At 73.7% G+C, this 14,555-nt stretch carries 15 protein-coding genes and 1 riboswitch; of the genes, 4 read left to right on the top strand and 11 right to left on the bottom strand.

Annotation, left to right across the window (positions count from 1 at the left end; all coding sequences use genetic code 11):
- Positions 1-3 precede the first annotated feature (3 nt).
- The 9 genes from AC068Z_RS36155 to AC068Z_RS36195 all read right to left on the bottom strand — a co-directional run bounded on the left by AC068Z_RS36155 (position 4) and on the right by AC068Z_RS36195 (position 9,355).
- Positions 4-2,997: an AAA family ATPase gene (locus AC068Z_RS36155; protein WP_478565753.1), complete on the bottom strand. Its 2,994-nt coding sequence runs from the start codon at positions 2,995-2,997 to the stop codon at positions 4-6.
- A complete protein-coding gene (locus AC068Z_RS36160; protein WP_478565756.1) occupies positions 2,994-4,157 on the bottom strand; it encodes an exonuclease SbcCD subunit D in 1,164 nt (387 codons plus the stop codon). Before AC068Z_RS36160 ends, AC068Z_RS36155 begins: the two co-directional genes overlap by 4 nt.
- Before the next feature lie 125 nt (positions 4,158-4,282).
- Complete coding sequence (locus AC068Z_RS36165; protein ID WP_478565759.1) at positions 4,283-4,909, bottom strand: YigZ family protein; 627 nt, start codon at positions 4,907-4,909, stop codon at positions 4,283-4,285.
- A 25-nt stretch (positions 4,910-4,934) separates the two neighbouring features.
- Positions 4,935-5,477 (bottom strand): SixA phosphatase family protein, encoded by a 543-nt coding sequence (locus AC068Z_RS36170; RefSeq protein ID WP_478565762.1) that lies wholly within the window; start codon positions 5,475-5,477, stop codon positions 4,935-4,937.
- Positions 5,474-5,650 carry a hypothetical protein gene (locus tag AC068Z_RS36175; protein ID WP_478565765.1) on the bottom strand — a complete coding sequence of 59 codons (177 nt, stop codon included), beginning with the start codon at positions 5,648-5,650 and terminating at the stop codon, positions 5,474-5,476. Before AC068Z_RS36175 ends, AC068Z_RS36170 begins: the two co-directional genes overlap by 4 nt.
- Positions 5,647-6,369, bottom strand: coding sequence for a hypothetical protein (locus tag AC068Z_RS36180; RefSeq protein ID WP_478565767.1), 723 nt, complete (start codon positions 6,367-6,369; stop codon positions 5,647-5,649). Before AC068Z_RS36180 ends, AC068Z_RS36175 begins: the two co-directional genes overlap by 4 nt.
- A 117-nt stretch (positions 6,370-6,486) precedes the next feature.
- Positions 6,487-7,293, bottom strand: a complete 807-nt coding sequence (locus AC068Z_RS36185) for an ABC transporter ATP-binding protein (protein WP_478565770.1) — start codon at positions 7,291-7,293, stop codon at positions 6,487-6,489.
- Positions 7,294-7,322: 29 nt separating this feature from the next.
- Positions 7,323-8,339 (bottom strand): FecCD family ABC transporter permease, encoded by a 1,017-nt coding sequence (locus AC068Z_RS36190; protein ID WP_478565772.1) that lies wholly within the window; start codon positions 8,337-8,339, stop codon positions 7,323-7,325.
- Positions 8,336-9,355 (bottom strand): ABC transporter substrate-binding protein, encoded by a 1,020-nt coding sequence (locus AC068Z_RS36195; protein WP_478565775.1) that lies wholly within the window; start codon positions 9,353-9,355, stop codon positions 8,336-8,338. The genes AC068Z_RS36190 and AC068Z_RS36195 overlap by 4 nt, the downstream gene beginning before the upstream one ends.
- Before the next feature lie 85 nt (positions 9,356-9,440).
- A riboswitch (cobalamin riboswitch) is annotated at positions 9,441-9,600 on the bottom strand.
- Between the two features lie 92 nt (positions 9,601-9,692).
- On the opposite strand from AC068Z_RS36195, the gene AC068Z_RS36200 reads away from it, so the two are divergent.
- From AC068Z_RS36200 to AC068Z_RS36210, 3 genes are all read left to right on the top strand, one after another.
- Positions 9,693-10,100 (top strand): CoA-binding protein, encoded by a 408-nt coding sequence (locus AC068Z_RS36200; protein ID WP_478565778.1) that lies wholly within the window; start codon positions 9,693-9,695, stop codon positions 10,098-10,100.
- Positions 10,101-10,176: 76 nt separating this feature from the next.
- A complete protein-coding gene (locus tag AC068Z_RS36205; protein ID WP_478565781.1) occupies positions 10,177-11,136 on the top strand; it encodes a formylglycine-generating enzyme family protein in 960 nt (319 codons plus the stop codon).
- A 25-nt stretch (positions 11,137-11,161) separates the two neighbouring features.
- Positions 11,162-12,385 carry a 4-hydroxybenzoate 3-monooxygenase gene (locus tag AC068Z_RS36210; protein WP_478565783.1) on the top strand — a complete coding sequence of 408 codons (1,224 nt, stop codon included), beginning with the start codon at positions 11,162-11,164 and terminating at the stop codon, positions 12,383-12,385.
- A gap of 25 nt (positions 12,386-12,410) precedes the next feature.
- Here the strand turns inward: AC068Z_RS36210 and AC068Z_RS36215 are convergent, their stop codons facing one another.
- Positions 12,411-12,968 carry a YbaK/EbsC family protein gene (locus AC068Z_RS36215; protein ID WP_478565786.1) on the bottom strand — a complete coding sequence of 186 codons (558 nt, stop codon included), beginning with the start codon at positions 12,966-12,968 and terminating at the stop codon, positions 12,411-12,413.
- Positions 12,969-12,998: 30 nt separating this feature from the next.
- Positions 12,999-13,571, bottom strand: a complete 573-nt coding sequence (locus AC068Z_RS36220) for a helix-turn-helix domain-containing protein (RefSeq protein WP_478565789.1) — start codon at positions 13,569-13,571, stop codon at positions 12,999-13,001.
- A 93-nt stretch (positions 13,572-13,664) separates the two neighbouring features.
- On the opposite strand from AC068Z_RS36220, the gene AC068Z_RS36225 reads away from it, so the two are divergent.
- Positions 13,665-14,522 (top strand): EamA family transporter, encoded by an 858-nt coding sequence (locus tag AC068Z_RS36225; protein WP_478565792.1) that lies wholly within the window; start codon positions 13,665-13,667, stop codon positions 14,520-14,522.
- Positions 14,523-14,555: the final 33 nt, after the last annotated feature.

A 14,555-nucleotide genomic window follows, 5' to 3' on the forward strand; every position in this document is an offset into this window, starting at 1 on the left:
GCCTCAGCCGATCCCCCGCTGCCGCAACGTCGACCCCGTGCGTCCCTTCACGACCTCCAGCTGAGCGTGGACGCGCCGGCGCAGATCGGCGACATGGCTGACGATGCCGACGCTGCGGTCGCGTTCCCGGAGGGAGTCGAGGACGTCTAGGACCTCGTCGAGGGTCTGGTCGTCGAGGCTGCCGAAGCCCTCGTCGATGAAGAGGGTGTCCAGCCGGACCCCGCCCGCCTCGTCGGTGACGACGTCCGCGAGGCCGAGGGCCAGGGCGAGCGAGGCGAAGAAGGTCTCGCCGCCGGACAGGGTCGCCGTGTCCCGCTCGCGCCCGGTCCAGGCGTCCACGACATGCAGCCCCAGACCGCTCCGCCCGCGCCCCGCGCGGTCGTCGGAGTGGACGAGGGTGTAGCGCCCCGACGACATGCGCCGCAGCCGTACGGTCGCGGCGGCGGCGACCTGTTCGAGGCGGGCGGCGAGGACGTACGACTCCAACCGCATCCTGTGTTCGTTGTCCGCCGAGGTTCCCGCGGTCAGCGCGGCCATCCGGGCCACCCGGTCGTACCGCGCGCGCAGGGGCGCGAGCCGCCGTACCCCCGCCGCCGAGCGGACGGAGAGGCGGTCCAGTTCGGTGCAGCGGCGGGCGGCCGCGTCGCACGCGGAGGCGGCCTCGCGCAGTCGTCGGCCCGCCTCGGCGGCGGCCTGTTCCGCAGCGTGCGGGTCGGCGGGCGGGCGCTGGGCGGCGGCCGCGGTGTCGGTCTCGGCGAGGACCGCTCGTACCGCGGCCTCCTCGGACTGCCAGGCGTCCAGGCGACGTTGGAGTTCGCGATGGGCGGTGTCGTCCAGCAGGGCGTCGGCGGCGGCCTGCGGTGTCTCGAACCCGGCGCGGAACGCGGCGTCGGCGAGGCGCGCGTCGGCGTCCTTGAGCCGCCGCGCGCTCTCCTCCGCGGCCCGGGCGCTGTCGGCGGCGTCCGTGAGCAGCGCGACCCGGCGCTCCAGTTGGGCGGCCCGGGCGGCCACGCTGTCCATGGAGCCGCGCGCCTCGGCCAACTCCGCTTCCAGGGCCGTCCGTTCCTGGTCCAGGCGGTCCCGGTGGCCCACCCGTGCGGCGGTCCTGACCTCCGCCTGCTGGCGGGCGGTGACGCGCCGCTCGTGCTCCTGCTCGGCGCGGCGCAGCTCCTCGTGCGCGGGGTGGAGCGCGGAGGCGGTGCGGCGGGCCTCGGCGAAGAGCCGCTCCAACTCCGCTAGCTGGTCCGCGAGTTGTTCGGTGGGCGTGTCCCCGGCCTCCGCGGTGGCGGCGGCCAGCGCCTCCCGGGCGGTGCCGAGGTGCCGCTCCCGCTCGGCCTGGCGTTCCTCCGCGGCCTGGAAATCGGCGAGTGCCTGCTCCTCGGCCTCCCGGTCGACGTGTCCGGCGTCCTTGCGGGCGGGCGCGGGGTGTTCGGTGGCGCCGCAGACGGCACAGGGCTCGCCCTCGGTGAGCTGGGCCGCGAGTTCGGCCGCGATGCCGTTCAGGCGGCGCTCCTTGACCTCCAGCCAGTGCGCCTTGGCCGTCAGCGTCTCCTCCTGGGCACGACGGACCCGGTCGGCGGCGGTGTCGGTGTCCCCGGCCAACTGATCCCGCAACCGGGCCGCGTTGAGCCGTCCGGCGGCGGGTTCCCGCTGGACGCCGAGCTGTTCGGCGCGGGTGGCGGCCTCCTGGGCGGTGTCGATACGGCTTTGCAGCCCCGCGCGGGTCGCCTCCCAGCCCGCGAGCCAGGCCTCGGCCTCCTGGAGGACGTCGTCGTCGGCGCGCTCCTGCCGGTCGAGGCCGGCACGCTCCTCGACCAGTTCGGCCAGCCGCTGCTCGGCCCGGCGGGCCGACTCCAGGCCGCCCAATTCCTCGGCGGCCCGGCGCGCGGCGGCCGCGAGCCCGGCGGCACCGGCGTCGGCGAAGGTGTCCGGCAGCAGCGCGCCCGCGCGGGTCCGTGCGGCAGCCGCCCGCCGGTGTTCCGCCTCGGCCGCGTCCCGCAGCTCCAGCGCCGGGGCCACCGCCTCGGCCTTGCGGGCCCGCTCCATGCGCGCCTGCGCCTCCCGGTGCCCGTCGGCCCGCTCCTGAAGGAGCCGCGCCCGCTCCCCCGCCTCGGCGAACCGGCGCTGCAACCGCGCGGTCTCGCGTACGTCGGCCAGGGCGCGCTCCGCCGCGGCCTGGGCGGACTCGGCGGCGGCGAGGCCGCAGTGGGCGACGGCCAGTTCCTCGCGCGCTGTGCTGCGGGCCACGGCGGCGGCGCTCAGCACTGCCTCGGCGAGTCCGGGTTCCCCCGGTGTCAGCTCGGGCAGTTCCATGGCTCCGCCCGCCGCCTGTTGCATGCGGTGCGCGTCGGCCAGCAGCGCGGCGTCGCCCTCGCGCACCTCGGCCTCGGCGGCCCGGCGCCGTTCGGCCAGGCGCTTCTCCACCTCGGCGAAGCGGTGCGTGTCGAAGAGCCGGCCCAGCAGCCGGCCCCGCGCCTCGGCGTCCGCCCGCAGGAAGCGCGCGAAGTCGCCCTGGGGCAACAGGACGACCTGGCAGAACTGCTCCCGGCTCATGCCGAGCAGTTGCGTGACCTCCTCGCCGACTTCCTGGTGGGAGCGGCTGAGGTCCTTCCAGGCGCCGGTCGTGGCGTCGTACTCGCGCAGCCAGGTCTGCGCCTTGTCCAGGGTCGTGCCCGTGCCGCGCTTCTTGGGGCGCTCCCACGGCGGCTGCCGGGTGATCTCCAACCGGCGTCCGGCGACGGTCAGTTCGAGGGTGACGGACGTGCGCGTGCCCGCCGCCGCGTGGTCGCTGCGCAGGGTCAGCCCCTGGCCGTTCTGGCGAGCGCCGGGCACCGCGCCGTAGAGGGCGTAGCACACGGCGTCCAGGACCGATGTCTTTCCGGCGCCCGTCGGTCCGTGCAGCAGGAACAGCCCGGCCGCCGACAGGTCGTCGAAGTCGACGCTCTGGGAGTCACCGAAGGGCCCGAAGGCGGTGAGTTCGAGCCGGTGGAGCCTCATCGCGCCACCTCCCGCACCACGGCGTCCGCGCGGACCGCGTCGAAGGCGTCCCGGAGCACGCCCCGCTCGTCCTCGTCCGGACCGGCGCCGCGCACATGGGCGACGAAGTCCTCGGCGATCTGCTGGTCGCTGCGCCCGGCCAGCCGCCGTGCGTACGACACGTCCGGGTCGTCCGGGGCCCGGTCGGGGTCGAAGACGAGGCTCAGCGTGTGCGGGAAGCGCTCGGCGAGACGGGCCATGGGATCGGACGGGCGAACCGAGTCGGTGAGCGTCGCCTCGACCCAGGCGTCCTCGTGCCGGGTCAGGTCGGGGTCGGCGAGAAGGTCCTCCAGGGCGCCCCGGATCCGGGCCAGCGCGCGCGGCGCGGGGCAGTCGATCCGCTCGGCGGTCACGGCGCCCTCGGCGTCCAGGTCGACCAGCCACATGCTCTTCCTGTGGTCGGCCTCCGAGAAGGAGTACGCCAGCGGGGAGCCGGAGTAGCGCACGCGCTCGGTGATGGTCTGGCAGCCGTGCAGATGCCCGAGGGCCGCGTAGTCGACGCCGGCGAAGACCCCGGACGGCACCGCGGCGACCCCGCCGACGGTGATGTCCCGCTCGCTGTCGCTGGCCTCGCCGCCGGTGACGAAGGCGTGGGCCAGGACGACGGAACGGGTCCCCCGCGCGCGCGCGGCGAGATCCGCGCGGACCCGCTCCATGGCCGCGGCAAGCACCGCCTCGTGCCCGGGCTTGTCCACCCCGAACTCGTCCTTCACCAGGGCCGGTTCGAGATACGGCAGACCGTAGAAGGCCACGTCGCCGTGCGCGTCGCCCAGCACCACGGGCGTCCCGCACGCCGAAGGCTCGGTCCGCAGATGGATCCCGGCGCGGTCGATGAGCCCCGCCCCGACGCCGAGCCGACGAGCCGAGTCGTGGTTCCCGGAGATCATCACGGTGGGCACCCCGAGGTCGGCGAGGCGGTGCAGGGCGTCGTCGAAGAGCTCGACGGCGGCGAGCGGAGGCACCGCGCGGTCGTACACGTCTCCCGACACGACCACCGCGTCCACCGCGTGTTCGCGCACGGTGGTGACGAGGTGGCCGATGAACTCGGCCTGGGCGCCGAGCATGTTCACGCGGTGGAACGCCCGGCCCAGGTGCCAGTCGGAAGTGTGCAGGAGCCTCATGATCCCCGAAGAGTAACGGCCGGGTCTGACATCACGGGCGGTTACTCCCGTATCGGCCCGTCATGACCCCACCACGGATTGGGCGTTATGCCCTTTTCGGCCGAAAGTTCATATGTGCCGGGAGTTCACGCGTCGCCGTACGCCTCGCCGCCCAGTTCGAAACCGGCGGTCCCGGCCGTGATGTCGGCCAGCCAGGCGCGGAAGGCGGCCACGTCGGCGTCCGGCAGGCCGATCTCGATCGTGACGGCCTCGCCGTAGCGGACGTCCCGCACCTCGCGTCCGGTGGCGCGCAGATCGTTCTGGATCTTCCCGGCACGCTGGTGGTCGACCGTCACGGTGGCCAGCCGGAAGCGGCGGCGGGTGATCGTGCCCAGGCCGTCCAGGGCCTCGCCGACAGCTCCGCCGTACGCCCTGATGAGGCCGCCCGCGCCGAGCTTGACGCCGCCGTAGTAGCGGGTGACGACGGCGACGACGTACCGCATGTCACGGCGCAGCAGCATCTGGAGCATCGGGACGCCCGCGGTGCCGCCCGGTTCGCCGTCGTCGCTCGCCTTCTGGATCGCGGCGTCGGCGCCGATGACGTAGGCGAAGCAGTTGTGGGTGGCGTCGGCGTGCTCCTTGCGGACGGCCGCGATGAAGTCCTGGGCCTCCTGCTCGGTGGCCGCCGGGGCGAGGGCGCACAGGAAGCGGGAGCGGTTGACCTCGGTCTCGTGCACGCCCGCGCGGGCCACTGTGCGGTACTCGTCCTGCATCCGGCCACCCTATGACAGCCGACCGTCAGCCCTTCTTGCCCCGGGGCACGGTGAACCAGGTCAGCAGCGCGGTGCCGGGGGCCAGGGCGCTCCAGGCGGCGCCGCGCCAGGCCAGGACGGCGACGGCGGAGGTGGGGAACTTCACCCGGACCTGGTCCAGCGCGTCGTCCAGGCTGTCCCCGGCGAGCTCGACCACCAGGTCCTCAAGGCCCGGGTTGTGCCCGACCAGGAGCAGTGTCTCGACCTCGGCCGGCGTCTCGTGCACGGCGTCGAGGAGATCCGGGACCTCGGCCGCGTACAACCGCGGCACATAACGCACAGGCGGCGGGGTGCCCCACTCGGCGGACGCCAGCTCCCAGGTCTGCCGGGCGCGTACGGCGGTCGAGCACAGGGCGAGGTCGGGCAGCAGGTCGGCCTCGGCCAGCGCACGCCCCGCGGCCGGAGCGTCCCGCCGCCCGCGCGGGGCGAGCGGCCGACGGTGGTCGGCGACCCCGTCGGGCCAAGCCGACTTGGCATGCCGCAGCACGACCAGCCGCCGCAGCGGTCCGGTCCCCGCGCGGGCGATCACGACAGCACCCCCGACCCGGCACGCCGCCCGAAGAAGAGCGTCCCCACGCGGGCGGTCACGACAGCACCCAACCCGGCACGCCGCCCGAAGAAGAGCGTCCCCAGGCGGGCGATCACGACAGCACCCGACTCGGCATGCCGACCGAGGGGGAGCGTCCCCGCGGGGGCCGTCATGACGGTGCTCCCAGGTCGCGGACGAGGTCGAGGCCGAGGAGGCGGTCGGCGTAGGCGTAGGTCTCGAAGCGGGCGCCGTCCGCCAGGTCGGGCGCGGTCTCGACCCGCGTCAGCAGCCGCAGTACGCCGGGCACGTCCAGGTCGTCCTCCCAGGCGCCGCGCAACTGCGTGCGCACGTCGTCGGGGATGGGCCGTGAGGGGTGCCGTGCCCAGTCGGCGACCGCCCGCCGCCAGCGTACGAGGGTGTCCTGGGCCTCGTTCAGGGCGGCCGTGTCCAGCCGGACCGGCTGGTCCCGGCGCGGGGTCAGCAGGGCGAGCCGCAGGGCGACGGGGTCGGCTCCGGCCGGCGGGGCCGGAGTCGAGGCGTGCACGGGTGCAACGGCGACGCGGACGCCGACCGGGGCGGGCCCGTCCTCCGGAACGACATGGATGACCTGTTTCTCACCGAGTCCGCGGTCGGCCTCCCGGCTGTCCTCCAGGGGCCGGATGCCCAGCGCGGCGGCGCTCGCGCGCAGCTCCGGATCTGCCTGGCCGTGCAGCACGGCCCAGACCGGCGTGCCGCCGAGCTCCAGGGCGCGCACCAGGAGATCGGTGACGAGAAGCACGCGCAGGGCGCCGGTGTCGAAACCGGGCGCATGGGCCTCGACCCGGGTCAGGCCGCGCCGGGCGGGCGCGGCGTCGACGGGCTCGCCCGTTCGGGCGTCGATGATGCGCAGCACTCCCCGAGCGTAGGCGGGCGCGCGCCGGAGCGCAGCATGCGGCTCGGTTTCCGGACAGGTCGGGTCGGGTCAGGCAGGTCGGGTCAGGCAGGTCAGGTCAGGTCAGGTCAGGTCAGGTCAGGTCACGGTGCCGAGGAACCGGACGTGCGGACGGCGGTCGGCGCCCTCCCGGCTCACGGCGGCGCGGACGCCGTAGACCTCGGCGATCAGCTCCTCGGTCAGCACGTCACCGGGGGTCCCTGCCGCCACCGCGCGCCCCGCCCGCAGGACGACGACCTCGTCGCAGTACATCGCGGCGAGATTGAGGTCGTGCAGGGCGATCACGGCCGTCAGCGGGAGGCCGGTGACGAGGGTGAGCAGATCGAGCTGGTGGTGGATGTCGAGGTGGTTGGTGGGCTCGTCGAGGAGCAGTTCGCGGGGTTCCTGGGCGAGCGCGCGGGCGATCTGCACCCGTTGGCGTTCCCCGCCGGAGAGGGTGTGCCAGGACTGGTCGGCGTGGCCGGTGAGGCCGGTGCGGTCCAGGGCGGCCCGCACGGCCCGTTCGTCCCGCGCGGAGGCGGGCGCCCAGGCCCGTCGGTGCGGCAGGCGGCCGAGTCGTACGACGTCCAGGACCGTCAGTTCGACCTGCGTGTCCGCCTGTTGCTCGACCACGGCGAGGCGGCGGGCGATCTCCCGGCGGGGCCGGCCCGTGAGCGGATCGCCGTCGAGGGTGACGACACCGGCCGAGGGCGCGAGCACTCCGGCCAGCAGCCGCAGCAGCGTGGACTTGCCGGAGCCGTTGGGCCCGAGGAGGCCTACGGTGGTGCCGGGGGCGGGCGCCAGAGTGACCCCGTCCAGGATGAGCCGACCGTCGGCCCGGCGGCTCACCCGGTCCGCGCAAAGGCCAGCCGCCCCCTTGTCCGTCAGGTCCGAACGCCCGCTCATCGCACCCTCCGTCCGGTCAAGGCGCCCGCTCATCGCACCTTCCCCGTCCGATACAGCACCGCCACGAACGCCGGAACCCCGATCAGCGAGGTCACGACACCCACGGGCACCTCCTGGGGATCGAGGACGGTACGGGCCAGCGTGTCGACCCACACCAGGAACACCGCGCCCACCAGCGCGGTCAGCGGCAGCAGCCGGGTGTGGCCGGGGCCGGCCAGCGCGCGGGCCGCGTGGGGCAGGACCAGGCCGACGAAGCCGATGGCCCCCGCCGAGCTGACCAGAGCGGCCGTGAGCAGGGCCGTGACGCACAGCAGGACCAGCCGGGTGCGGGCGACCGACACCCCCAGGGATGCCGCGGCGTCCTGTCCGAAGGCGAAGGCGTCGAGCGTGCGGGCGTACGACAGACAGACCACGAGCGCCACGGCGAGGACGGCCCCGCACAGCCAGACGTCGGTCCACCCCGCGCCCGCGAGCGAGCCGAGGAGCCAGAACAGCACCCCGCGCGTGGTCTCGGCGTCGGCCGAGGTCATCACCACGAAAGAGGTGAGCGCGGAGAAGAGCTGCATGGCCGCGACCCCCGCCAGGACGACCCGGTCGGTCGTGCCGCCCAGGGTGTGGCTGAGCAGCAGCACCAGCGCGAAGGAGACCAGCGCGCCCACGAACGCCCCCGCGGAGACCGGGACCGCGCCCCCGCCCACACCGAGGACGACCACCACGACCGCCCCGGTCGAGGCGCCGGAGGACACGCCGAGCACGAAGGGATCCGCGAGCGGGTTGCGCAGCAACGACTGCATCACCGCCCCGCACACGGCGAGCCCGGCGCCGCACACCGCCGCGAGGAGGGTGCGCGGCAGCCGGAGCTGCCAGACGATGCCGTCGCGGATCGGCGTCAACCGCGAGCTGCCGAGGCCGAGATGGGACAGAACCGTGGACCAGACGTCTGCGACCCGGATGTCGGCGGGCCCGATGGTGATCGCCACGGCCAAGGAGCAGCACAGCACGACGAACCCGGCCCCGCCGAGCAGCAGCGTTCGCCGGAGGCTCACTTGGCGAGCCCGAACTCGCGCAGCGCTGCGGCGACCTGCTCCACGCCCTCCACCGTGCGGATCGTCGGGTTCATGGCCTGGCCGCTGAGCAGGACGTACCGCTTGTGCTTGACGGCGTCCATGGTCCTGGTGACGGGGTTGGACTCCAGGAAGGCGATCTTCTTGGCGGCCGACTCGGCCGTCTGCGACTTGCGGGTCAGATCGCCGATGACCAGGACGTCGGGATCGCGGTCCGCGACGGTCTCCCAGTTGATCTGGGGCCATTCGTCGTGGGTGTCGTCGAAGACGTTCCGCGCCCCGAGGGCGCGGGTGATGATGCCGGGGGCACCGCAACAACCCGCCATGTAGGGCGACTCGGCGTTGGCGAACCAGTACAGGAGGGTGACGTCGGAGGCGTCGACGCCCGAAGTGGCCTTCGCCATCCGCTTCTCCAGCGAGGCGACCAGTTCCTCGCCCCGCCGCTGCACGCCGAACACGGCGGCCAGGTCGCGGACTTCGCCGTAGACGTCCTCGATGGCCAGCGGGGTGGTCCGTACCCCGTCGCCGCCCGCGGAGTTGTCCTTGCCGACGCAGTCGGACGGGGAGACGTAGGTCGGCACGCCGAGCTTCTCGAACTGCTCGCGGCCGGCGACGCCGCCCTTGCCGAGGGTGGAGACGAAGGAGGCGGAGACGAAGTCGGGCTCGGCCGCCAGGACACGTTCGTAGGAGGGGTTGTTCTCGGCGATGCGCGGGACGTCGGCATTGGCCTTCTCCAGGCCCTTCATCACCGGGTCGGTCCAGGTCGCCGTCCCCGCGAGGCGGTCGGCGAGGCCGAGGGAGAGCAGGATCTCGGTGCTGCCCTGGTTCAGGGAGACGGCGTGCCGGGGCGGGTGCGCGACGCGTACGGCGTGGCCGCAGTTGTCGAGGGTGACGGCGGCTTTGGCGTCGTCGGCCGGGGTGTTGTCCGCGCAGCCGGTCAGGAGCAGTCCGGCGGCCGTGAGCAGGGCGGCGGGGCGGGTGAGACGTGCGATGGGCACGGGTGCGGTTCCTCAGTCGTCGAGGGCTCGAACGCGGAGCCCGTCCGTACGGTGCTCCCCCGCCGTCCGTTCGACCGCGGGGGCCGCCAGCAGGTCTTCGGACTCGGGGTCGTCCGGTCGGGGCGCCTTCCCAGACGGCTGTCACACCGTCCAGTGGCCGAGGCCCCGCCCGTCACCCTCACCGCTGCGCGTCAGCTCCGGATTCGCACCGGATTCCCTGACCCATGAGCATGGGTTCGACTGGCCTCGGCAAGCTACCACGCGAGGCCCGGGAATCTCCGGGCGCCCTTGGCCGTTGAGCTGGGCAAGGCATGGCACGAGGTCGAGGAGGCCCCTGGTGTACGGCGACGAAGCGACGATCCGCAAGATCCTCACCGAGCTCGGCGACACCTGGGCCGTGGTGGGTCTGTCGTCGAACCAGAGGCGCGCGGCCTACGGCGTCGCCCAGGTGCTCCAGCGCTACGGCAAGCGTGTGGTGCCGGTGCACCCCAAGGCGGAGACCGTGCACGGCGAGCAGGGCTACGCCTCCCTCGCGGACATCCCCTTCGACGTGGACGTCGTCGATGTCTTCGTCAACAGCGAGCTGGCCGGGCCGGTCGCGGACGAGGCCGTCGCCAAGGGCGCCAAGGCGGTCTGGTTCCAGCTCGACGTGATCGACGAGGCCGCCTACGACCGGACGCGGGCGGCCGGCCTGGACATGGTCATGGACCGCTGCCCGGCCATCGAGATCCCGCTGCTGCGGTGACGCACGGCGAGATGGCGTACAGCGACATGGCGTAGACAGGGGTGCACAGCCGTCACCCGTCCGCGAGGAAGAACCGATGCCCGAGCCCCAGTCGCCCGCCCGCTGCTGCATGCCCTCGTCCGGGACCGGCTCGGCCGGGCGGCAGCCCGTCGCCCTGGGTTCCCGGGCGCCGGTCGCCACGGGCACCCTCTCCACTGACGGCATGGTCCTGCTCCCCGGCGGCGAGTTCCTCATGGGGGCGGAGGACAGCGAGGGGTTCCCGGACGACGGCGAGGGCCCGGTACGACCCGTGCGGCTGAGCTCCTTCCGCATGGACACCCGCGCGGTGACCAACGACGCCTTCGCCGCGTTCGTCGCCGACACCGGCCATCTCACCGACGCCGAGCGCCTGGACTGGTCGTACGTCTTCGCCGGGTTCCTGCCCGCCGCCCTGCGCCGGGGCGCCCCGCGGCCCGAGCGGACGCCCTGGTGGTGCGCGGTCGCGGGTGCGGCCTGGGACCGGCCGGAGGGCCCGGGCAGCGATCTCGCCGGACGCGGTGACCACCCGGTGGTCCATGTGTCCTGGTACGACGCCGCCGCCTACGCGGCCTGGGCGGGCAAGCGGCTGCCGACGGAGGCCGAGTGGGAGTACGCGGCCCGTGGCGGCCTGGAGCGGAAGCGCTACCCCTGGGGCGACGACCTCGACCCCGACGGCACCTACCGCTGCAACATCTGGCGCGGCACCTTCCCCACCAAGAACACCGCCGCCGACGGCTACCGGGGCACCGCCCCCGTGGACGCCTTCGAGCCCAACGGGTACGGGCTCCACAACATGGCGGGCAATGTGTGGGAGTGGTGCGCGGACTGGTGGTCCACGGACCATCGGCGGGCCGTCGACCCCACCGGCCCGGCCGAGGGCACCGCCAAGGTGATCCGCGGTGGTTCCCACATGTGCCACGCCTCCTACTGCAACCGGTACCGGGTCGCCGCCCGCAGCGCCAACACCCCGGACAGCTCCAGCGGTCACGCGGGGTTCCGCTGCGCGGCCGACGCCTGACATCCGGTACGACCATAATGCTGGGGTGACTTCCACCGCCCCCCACCCCAACTCCGTTGCCGCACAGCGCTTTCCGGTCGTCATAGTCGGCGCCGGACCCGCCGGGCTCACCGTCGGGAACATCCTGCGGGCCGCGTCCGTCGACTGTCTGGTCCTGGAGACCGAGAGCCGTGAGTTCATCGAGCGGCGGCCCAGGGCCGGCGTCCTGGAGGAGTGGGCCGTACGCGGGCTCGAACAGCGCGGCCTCGCGGGCAACTTGCTGGCACACGGGCAGGTGCACAACGAGTGCGAGTTCCGGTTCGCCGGAGAGCGCTACCGGTTCGAGTACGCCGAACTGACGGGTCATCACCACTATGTCTATCCGCAGCCGTTGCTGGTGACGGACCTCGTCCGGGAGTACGCGGACGTCCGCGGCGGCGCCATCCGCTTCGGCGTGCGGGACGTGGAGCTGCACGATCCGGAATCGGACCGGCCCTCGGTGTCGTACACCGACCCCGAGTCCGGGCAACGGCTCGTCGTGCGCGCCGACTTCGTCGCGGGCTGCGACGGGGCGCGCGGGGTGTCGCGGACCGCGCTGCCGTCCGGGCGCGCGCATGTGTCGCGGTACGACTACGGCGTCGGCTGGCTGGCGCTGCTCGCCGAGGCGCCCCCGTCCAACGACTGTGTGGTGTTCGGCATGCATCCGCGCGGTTTCGCCGGGCACATGGCGCGCAGCCCCGAGGTGACCCGCTACTACCTGGAGTGCCCGCCGGGCGACGACCCGGACAACTGGTCCCACGAGAGGGTCTGGTCCGAGCTCCAGGAGCGGCTCGGCGCGGCCGGGGCGCCCCGTCTGACCGAGGGGCGGCTGATCGAGAAGCGCGTGCTGGACATGCACAGTTACGTCGTCGAGCCCATGGTCTTCGGGCGGCTCTTCCTGGCCGGGGACGCCGCCCACCTCACCGCGCCGATCGCCGCGAAGGGCATGAACCTCGCCCTGCACGACGCCTTCCTGCTCGGTGACGCCCTGGTCGCGTTCCTCACCAAGGGCGACACCACTGGCCTCGACGGCTACTCACAGGCCTGCCTGGGCCGGGTCTGGGACTACCAGGAGTTCTCCCAGTGGCTGTCGGAGGTGTACCACGGCACCTCCTCGGGCGATCCGCATCGCGCCGGCACGACCCTGGCCCGGCTGCGCCGCCTCTTCGGCTCCCGTTCGGCGGGCCTGGCGTTCGCGGAGCAGTACCTCGGCGTGAACGCCGACTACTAGTCCGTAGCAGGCGGCGAGCGCGGTCTCAGGCGAGCCCGAGCCCGTCCAGGACGACGGCACCGGGCAGCTCGGCGAAAGCCTTCCCCGGCACCAGCAGCTTGCCGCGCCGACGGCCGCTGCCGACCAGGACGTACGGCAGGTCCACGACCGCGGAGTCCACCAGCACCGGCCAGTCCGCGGGCAGTCCGATCGGGGTGATGCCGCCGTACTCCATGCCGGTCTCGCCGGTCGCGGTGTCCATCGCGGCGAACGAGGCCTTGCGGGCGCCCAGTTGGCGGCGGACCGCGCCGTTGACGTCGACGCGGGTGGTGGAGAGCACGACACAGGCGGCGAGCGTGGTCTCGCCGCCGCGCTTGCCGGCGACCACCACGCAGTTCGCCGACTGTTCCAGCAGTTCGCGGCCGTAGTGCTCGACGAAGACGGCGGTGTCGGCCCACTGCGGGTCGGTGTCGACGTAGACGATCTGGTCGGCGGGGACGCTGCCGTTCCAGTCGCGTACGGCGGCGGCGACCGGGGCGGTCAGCTCGTCGAGGCAGTCGGGGGCGGGGGTGGCCCGGTCGAAGTGTCCGATGGGTGCGCGCATGGCCGCACGGTAGCAAGCGCGCGGCGGACCTCAGCGCACGGGCGGGACGGAGACGACCAGCACCAACTCGGCGGGGACGTCCCCGTCGTTGCCGTACATGTGCGCGGCGCTCGCCTCGAAGTAGGCGCTGGCGCCCGCCGGGACGCGGTGCTCCACGCCGTCGACGGTCAGCGTCAGCTCCCCGGCGGTGACATGGAGGAGTTCGACGGTGCCGGTGGGGTGCGGGTCGGACGCGCTGCTCTCGCCGGGCATCAGCCGCCAGTTCCACATCTCCAGCGGTCCCGGGGCCTCGGTGCCGACGAGGAGGCGGCTGTAGCTGCCGGCGTCGGTGTGCCACAGCCGTACGACCTGGTCGGCCGGGACGACGCGCACCTTCGGTCCCTGCTCGTAGTCGAGGAGGGTGGGAATGCTGACCCCGAGCGCGTCCCCGATCTTCACGACCGTGCCCAGGCTGGGGTTGGTGCGGGCCTGCTCGATCTGGATCAGCATGCCGCGGCTGACCCCGGCGCGGGCGGCGAGCGTGTCCAGGGTGAAACCGCGCTCGGTGCGCCAGCGCTTGACGTTGCGCGCCAGGGACTGGGTCAGCAGGTCGAGGTCCGACACATTCCGTCCAATATTCTGGATGACAGAGTTGATTTTATTGAACTACGGTGAGGTGCACCCGATCGTTCACCGAACTGTACTGCGAGGCGACCCGTGACAGCATTCTTCGCCCTGGCCACCAGCGTCCTGTGGGGGCTGGCCGACTTCGGCGGAGGCCTGCTCAGCAAGCGCACGCCCGCGCTCACCGTGGTGGTCATCTCCCAGTCGATCGCGGTGGCCGTGCTCGGCGCGATCGTGCTGGCGACCGGGGGCTGGAGCGAGGCCGGACCGCAGCTCTGGTTCGCCGTGGCGGCGGGACTGGTGGGCCCGGTGGCCATGCTGGCCTTCTACAAGGCCCTGGCCCTGGGCCCGATGGGTGTCGTGTCGCCCTTGGGATCCCTGGGCGTCGCGGTTCCGGTGGGCGTCGGCCTCGTCCTGGGCGAGCGGCCCGGACTGATGCAGTTCGCCGGCATCGTGGTGGCCGTCGCGGGGGTCGTCCTGGCGGGCGGGCCGCAGTTCCGGGGCGCGCCGGTGCAGCGGCAGGCGGTCCTGCTCACGCTCGTCGCGGCGTTCGGTTTCGGCGCGGTGATGGCGCTGATCGCCGAGGCGTCGAGCTCGCTCACGGGGTTGTTCCTCGCCCTGTTCGTGCAGCGGGTCACCAATGTCATGGCGGGCGGCACGGCCCTGTACATCTCGGTGCGGCGCGGCTCCGCCGCCCTCCCCGCCGAGGGCTTCCCCTGGCGCTCGCTGCCCGCCCTCGGCTTCGTCGGCCTCGCGGACGTCGCCGCGAACGGCACGTACTCCATCGCCGCGCAGACCGGCCCGGTGACGGTCGCCGCCGTGCTCGCCTCCCTGTACCCCGTGGTTACGGCGCTGGCCGCGTACGGACTGCTCCGCGAACGGCTCCGGGCCATTCAGGCGGCCGGCGCGGGCCTGGCCCTCGCGGGCACCCTCCTCCTGGCCACGGGCTGACCCAGCCCTCCGGCGGCCACCGGTGCCCGGGCC

The organism is Streptomyces sp. NPDC043726 (assembly GCF_056436565.1).

Coding starts and splice junctions, on each gene's coding strand:
- AC068Z_RS36175 (WP_478565765.1), bottom strand. CDS start 5,650: ATGACGGCCCCCGCGGGGACGCTCCCCCTCGGTCGGCATGCCGAGTCG.
- AC068Z_RS36215 (WP_478565786.1), bottom strand. CDS start 12,968: ATGCGCGCACCCATCGGACACTTCGACCGGGCCACCCCCGCCCCCGAC.
- AC068Z_RS36205 (WP_478565781.1), top strand. CDS start 10,177: ATGCCCGAGCCCCAGTCGCCCGCCCGCTGCTGCATGCCCTCGTCCGGG.
- AC068Z_RS36165 (WP_478565759.1), bottom strand. CDS start 4,909: ATGCAGGACGAGTACCGCACAGTGGCCCGCGCGGGCGTGCACGAGACC.
- AC068Z_RS36160 (WP_478565756.1), bottom strand. CDS start 4,157: ATGAGGCTCCTGCACACTTCCGACTGGCACCTGGGCCGGGCGTTCCAC.
- AC068Z_RS36155 (WP_478565753.1), bottom strand. CDS start 2,997: ATGAGGCTCCACCGGCTCGAACTCACCGCCTTCGGGCCCTTCGGTGAC.
- AC068Z_RS36185 (WP_478565770.1), bottom strand. CDS start 7,293: ATGAGCGGGCGTTCGGACCTGACGGACAAGGGGGCGGCTGGCCTTTGC.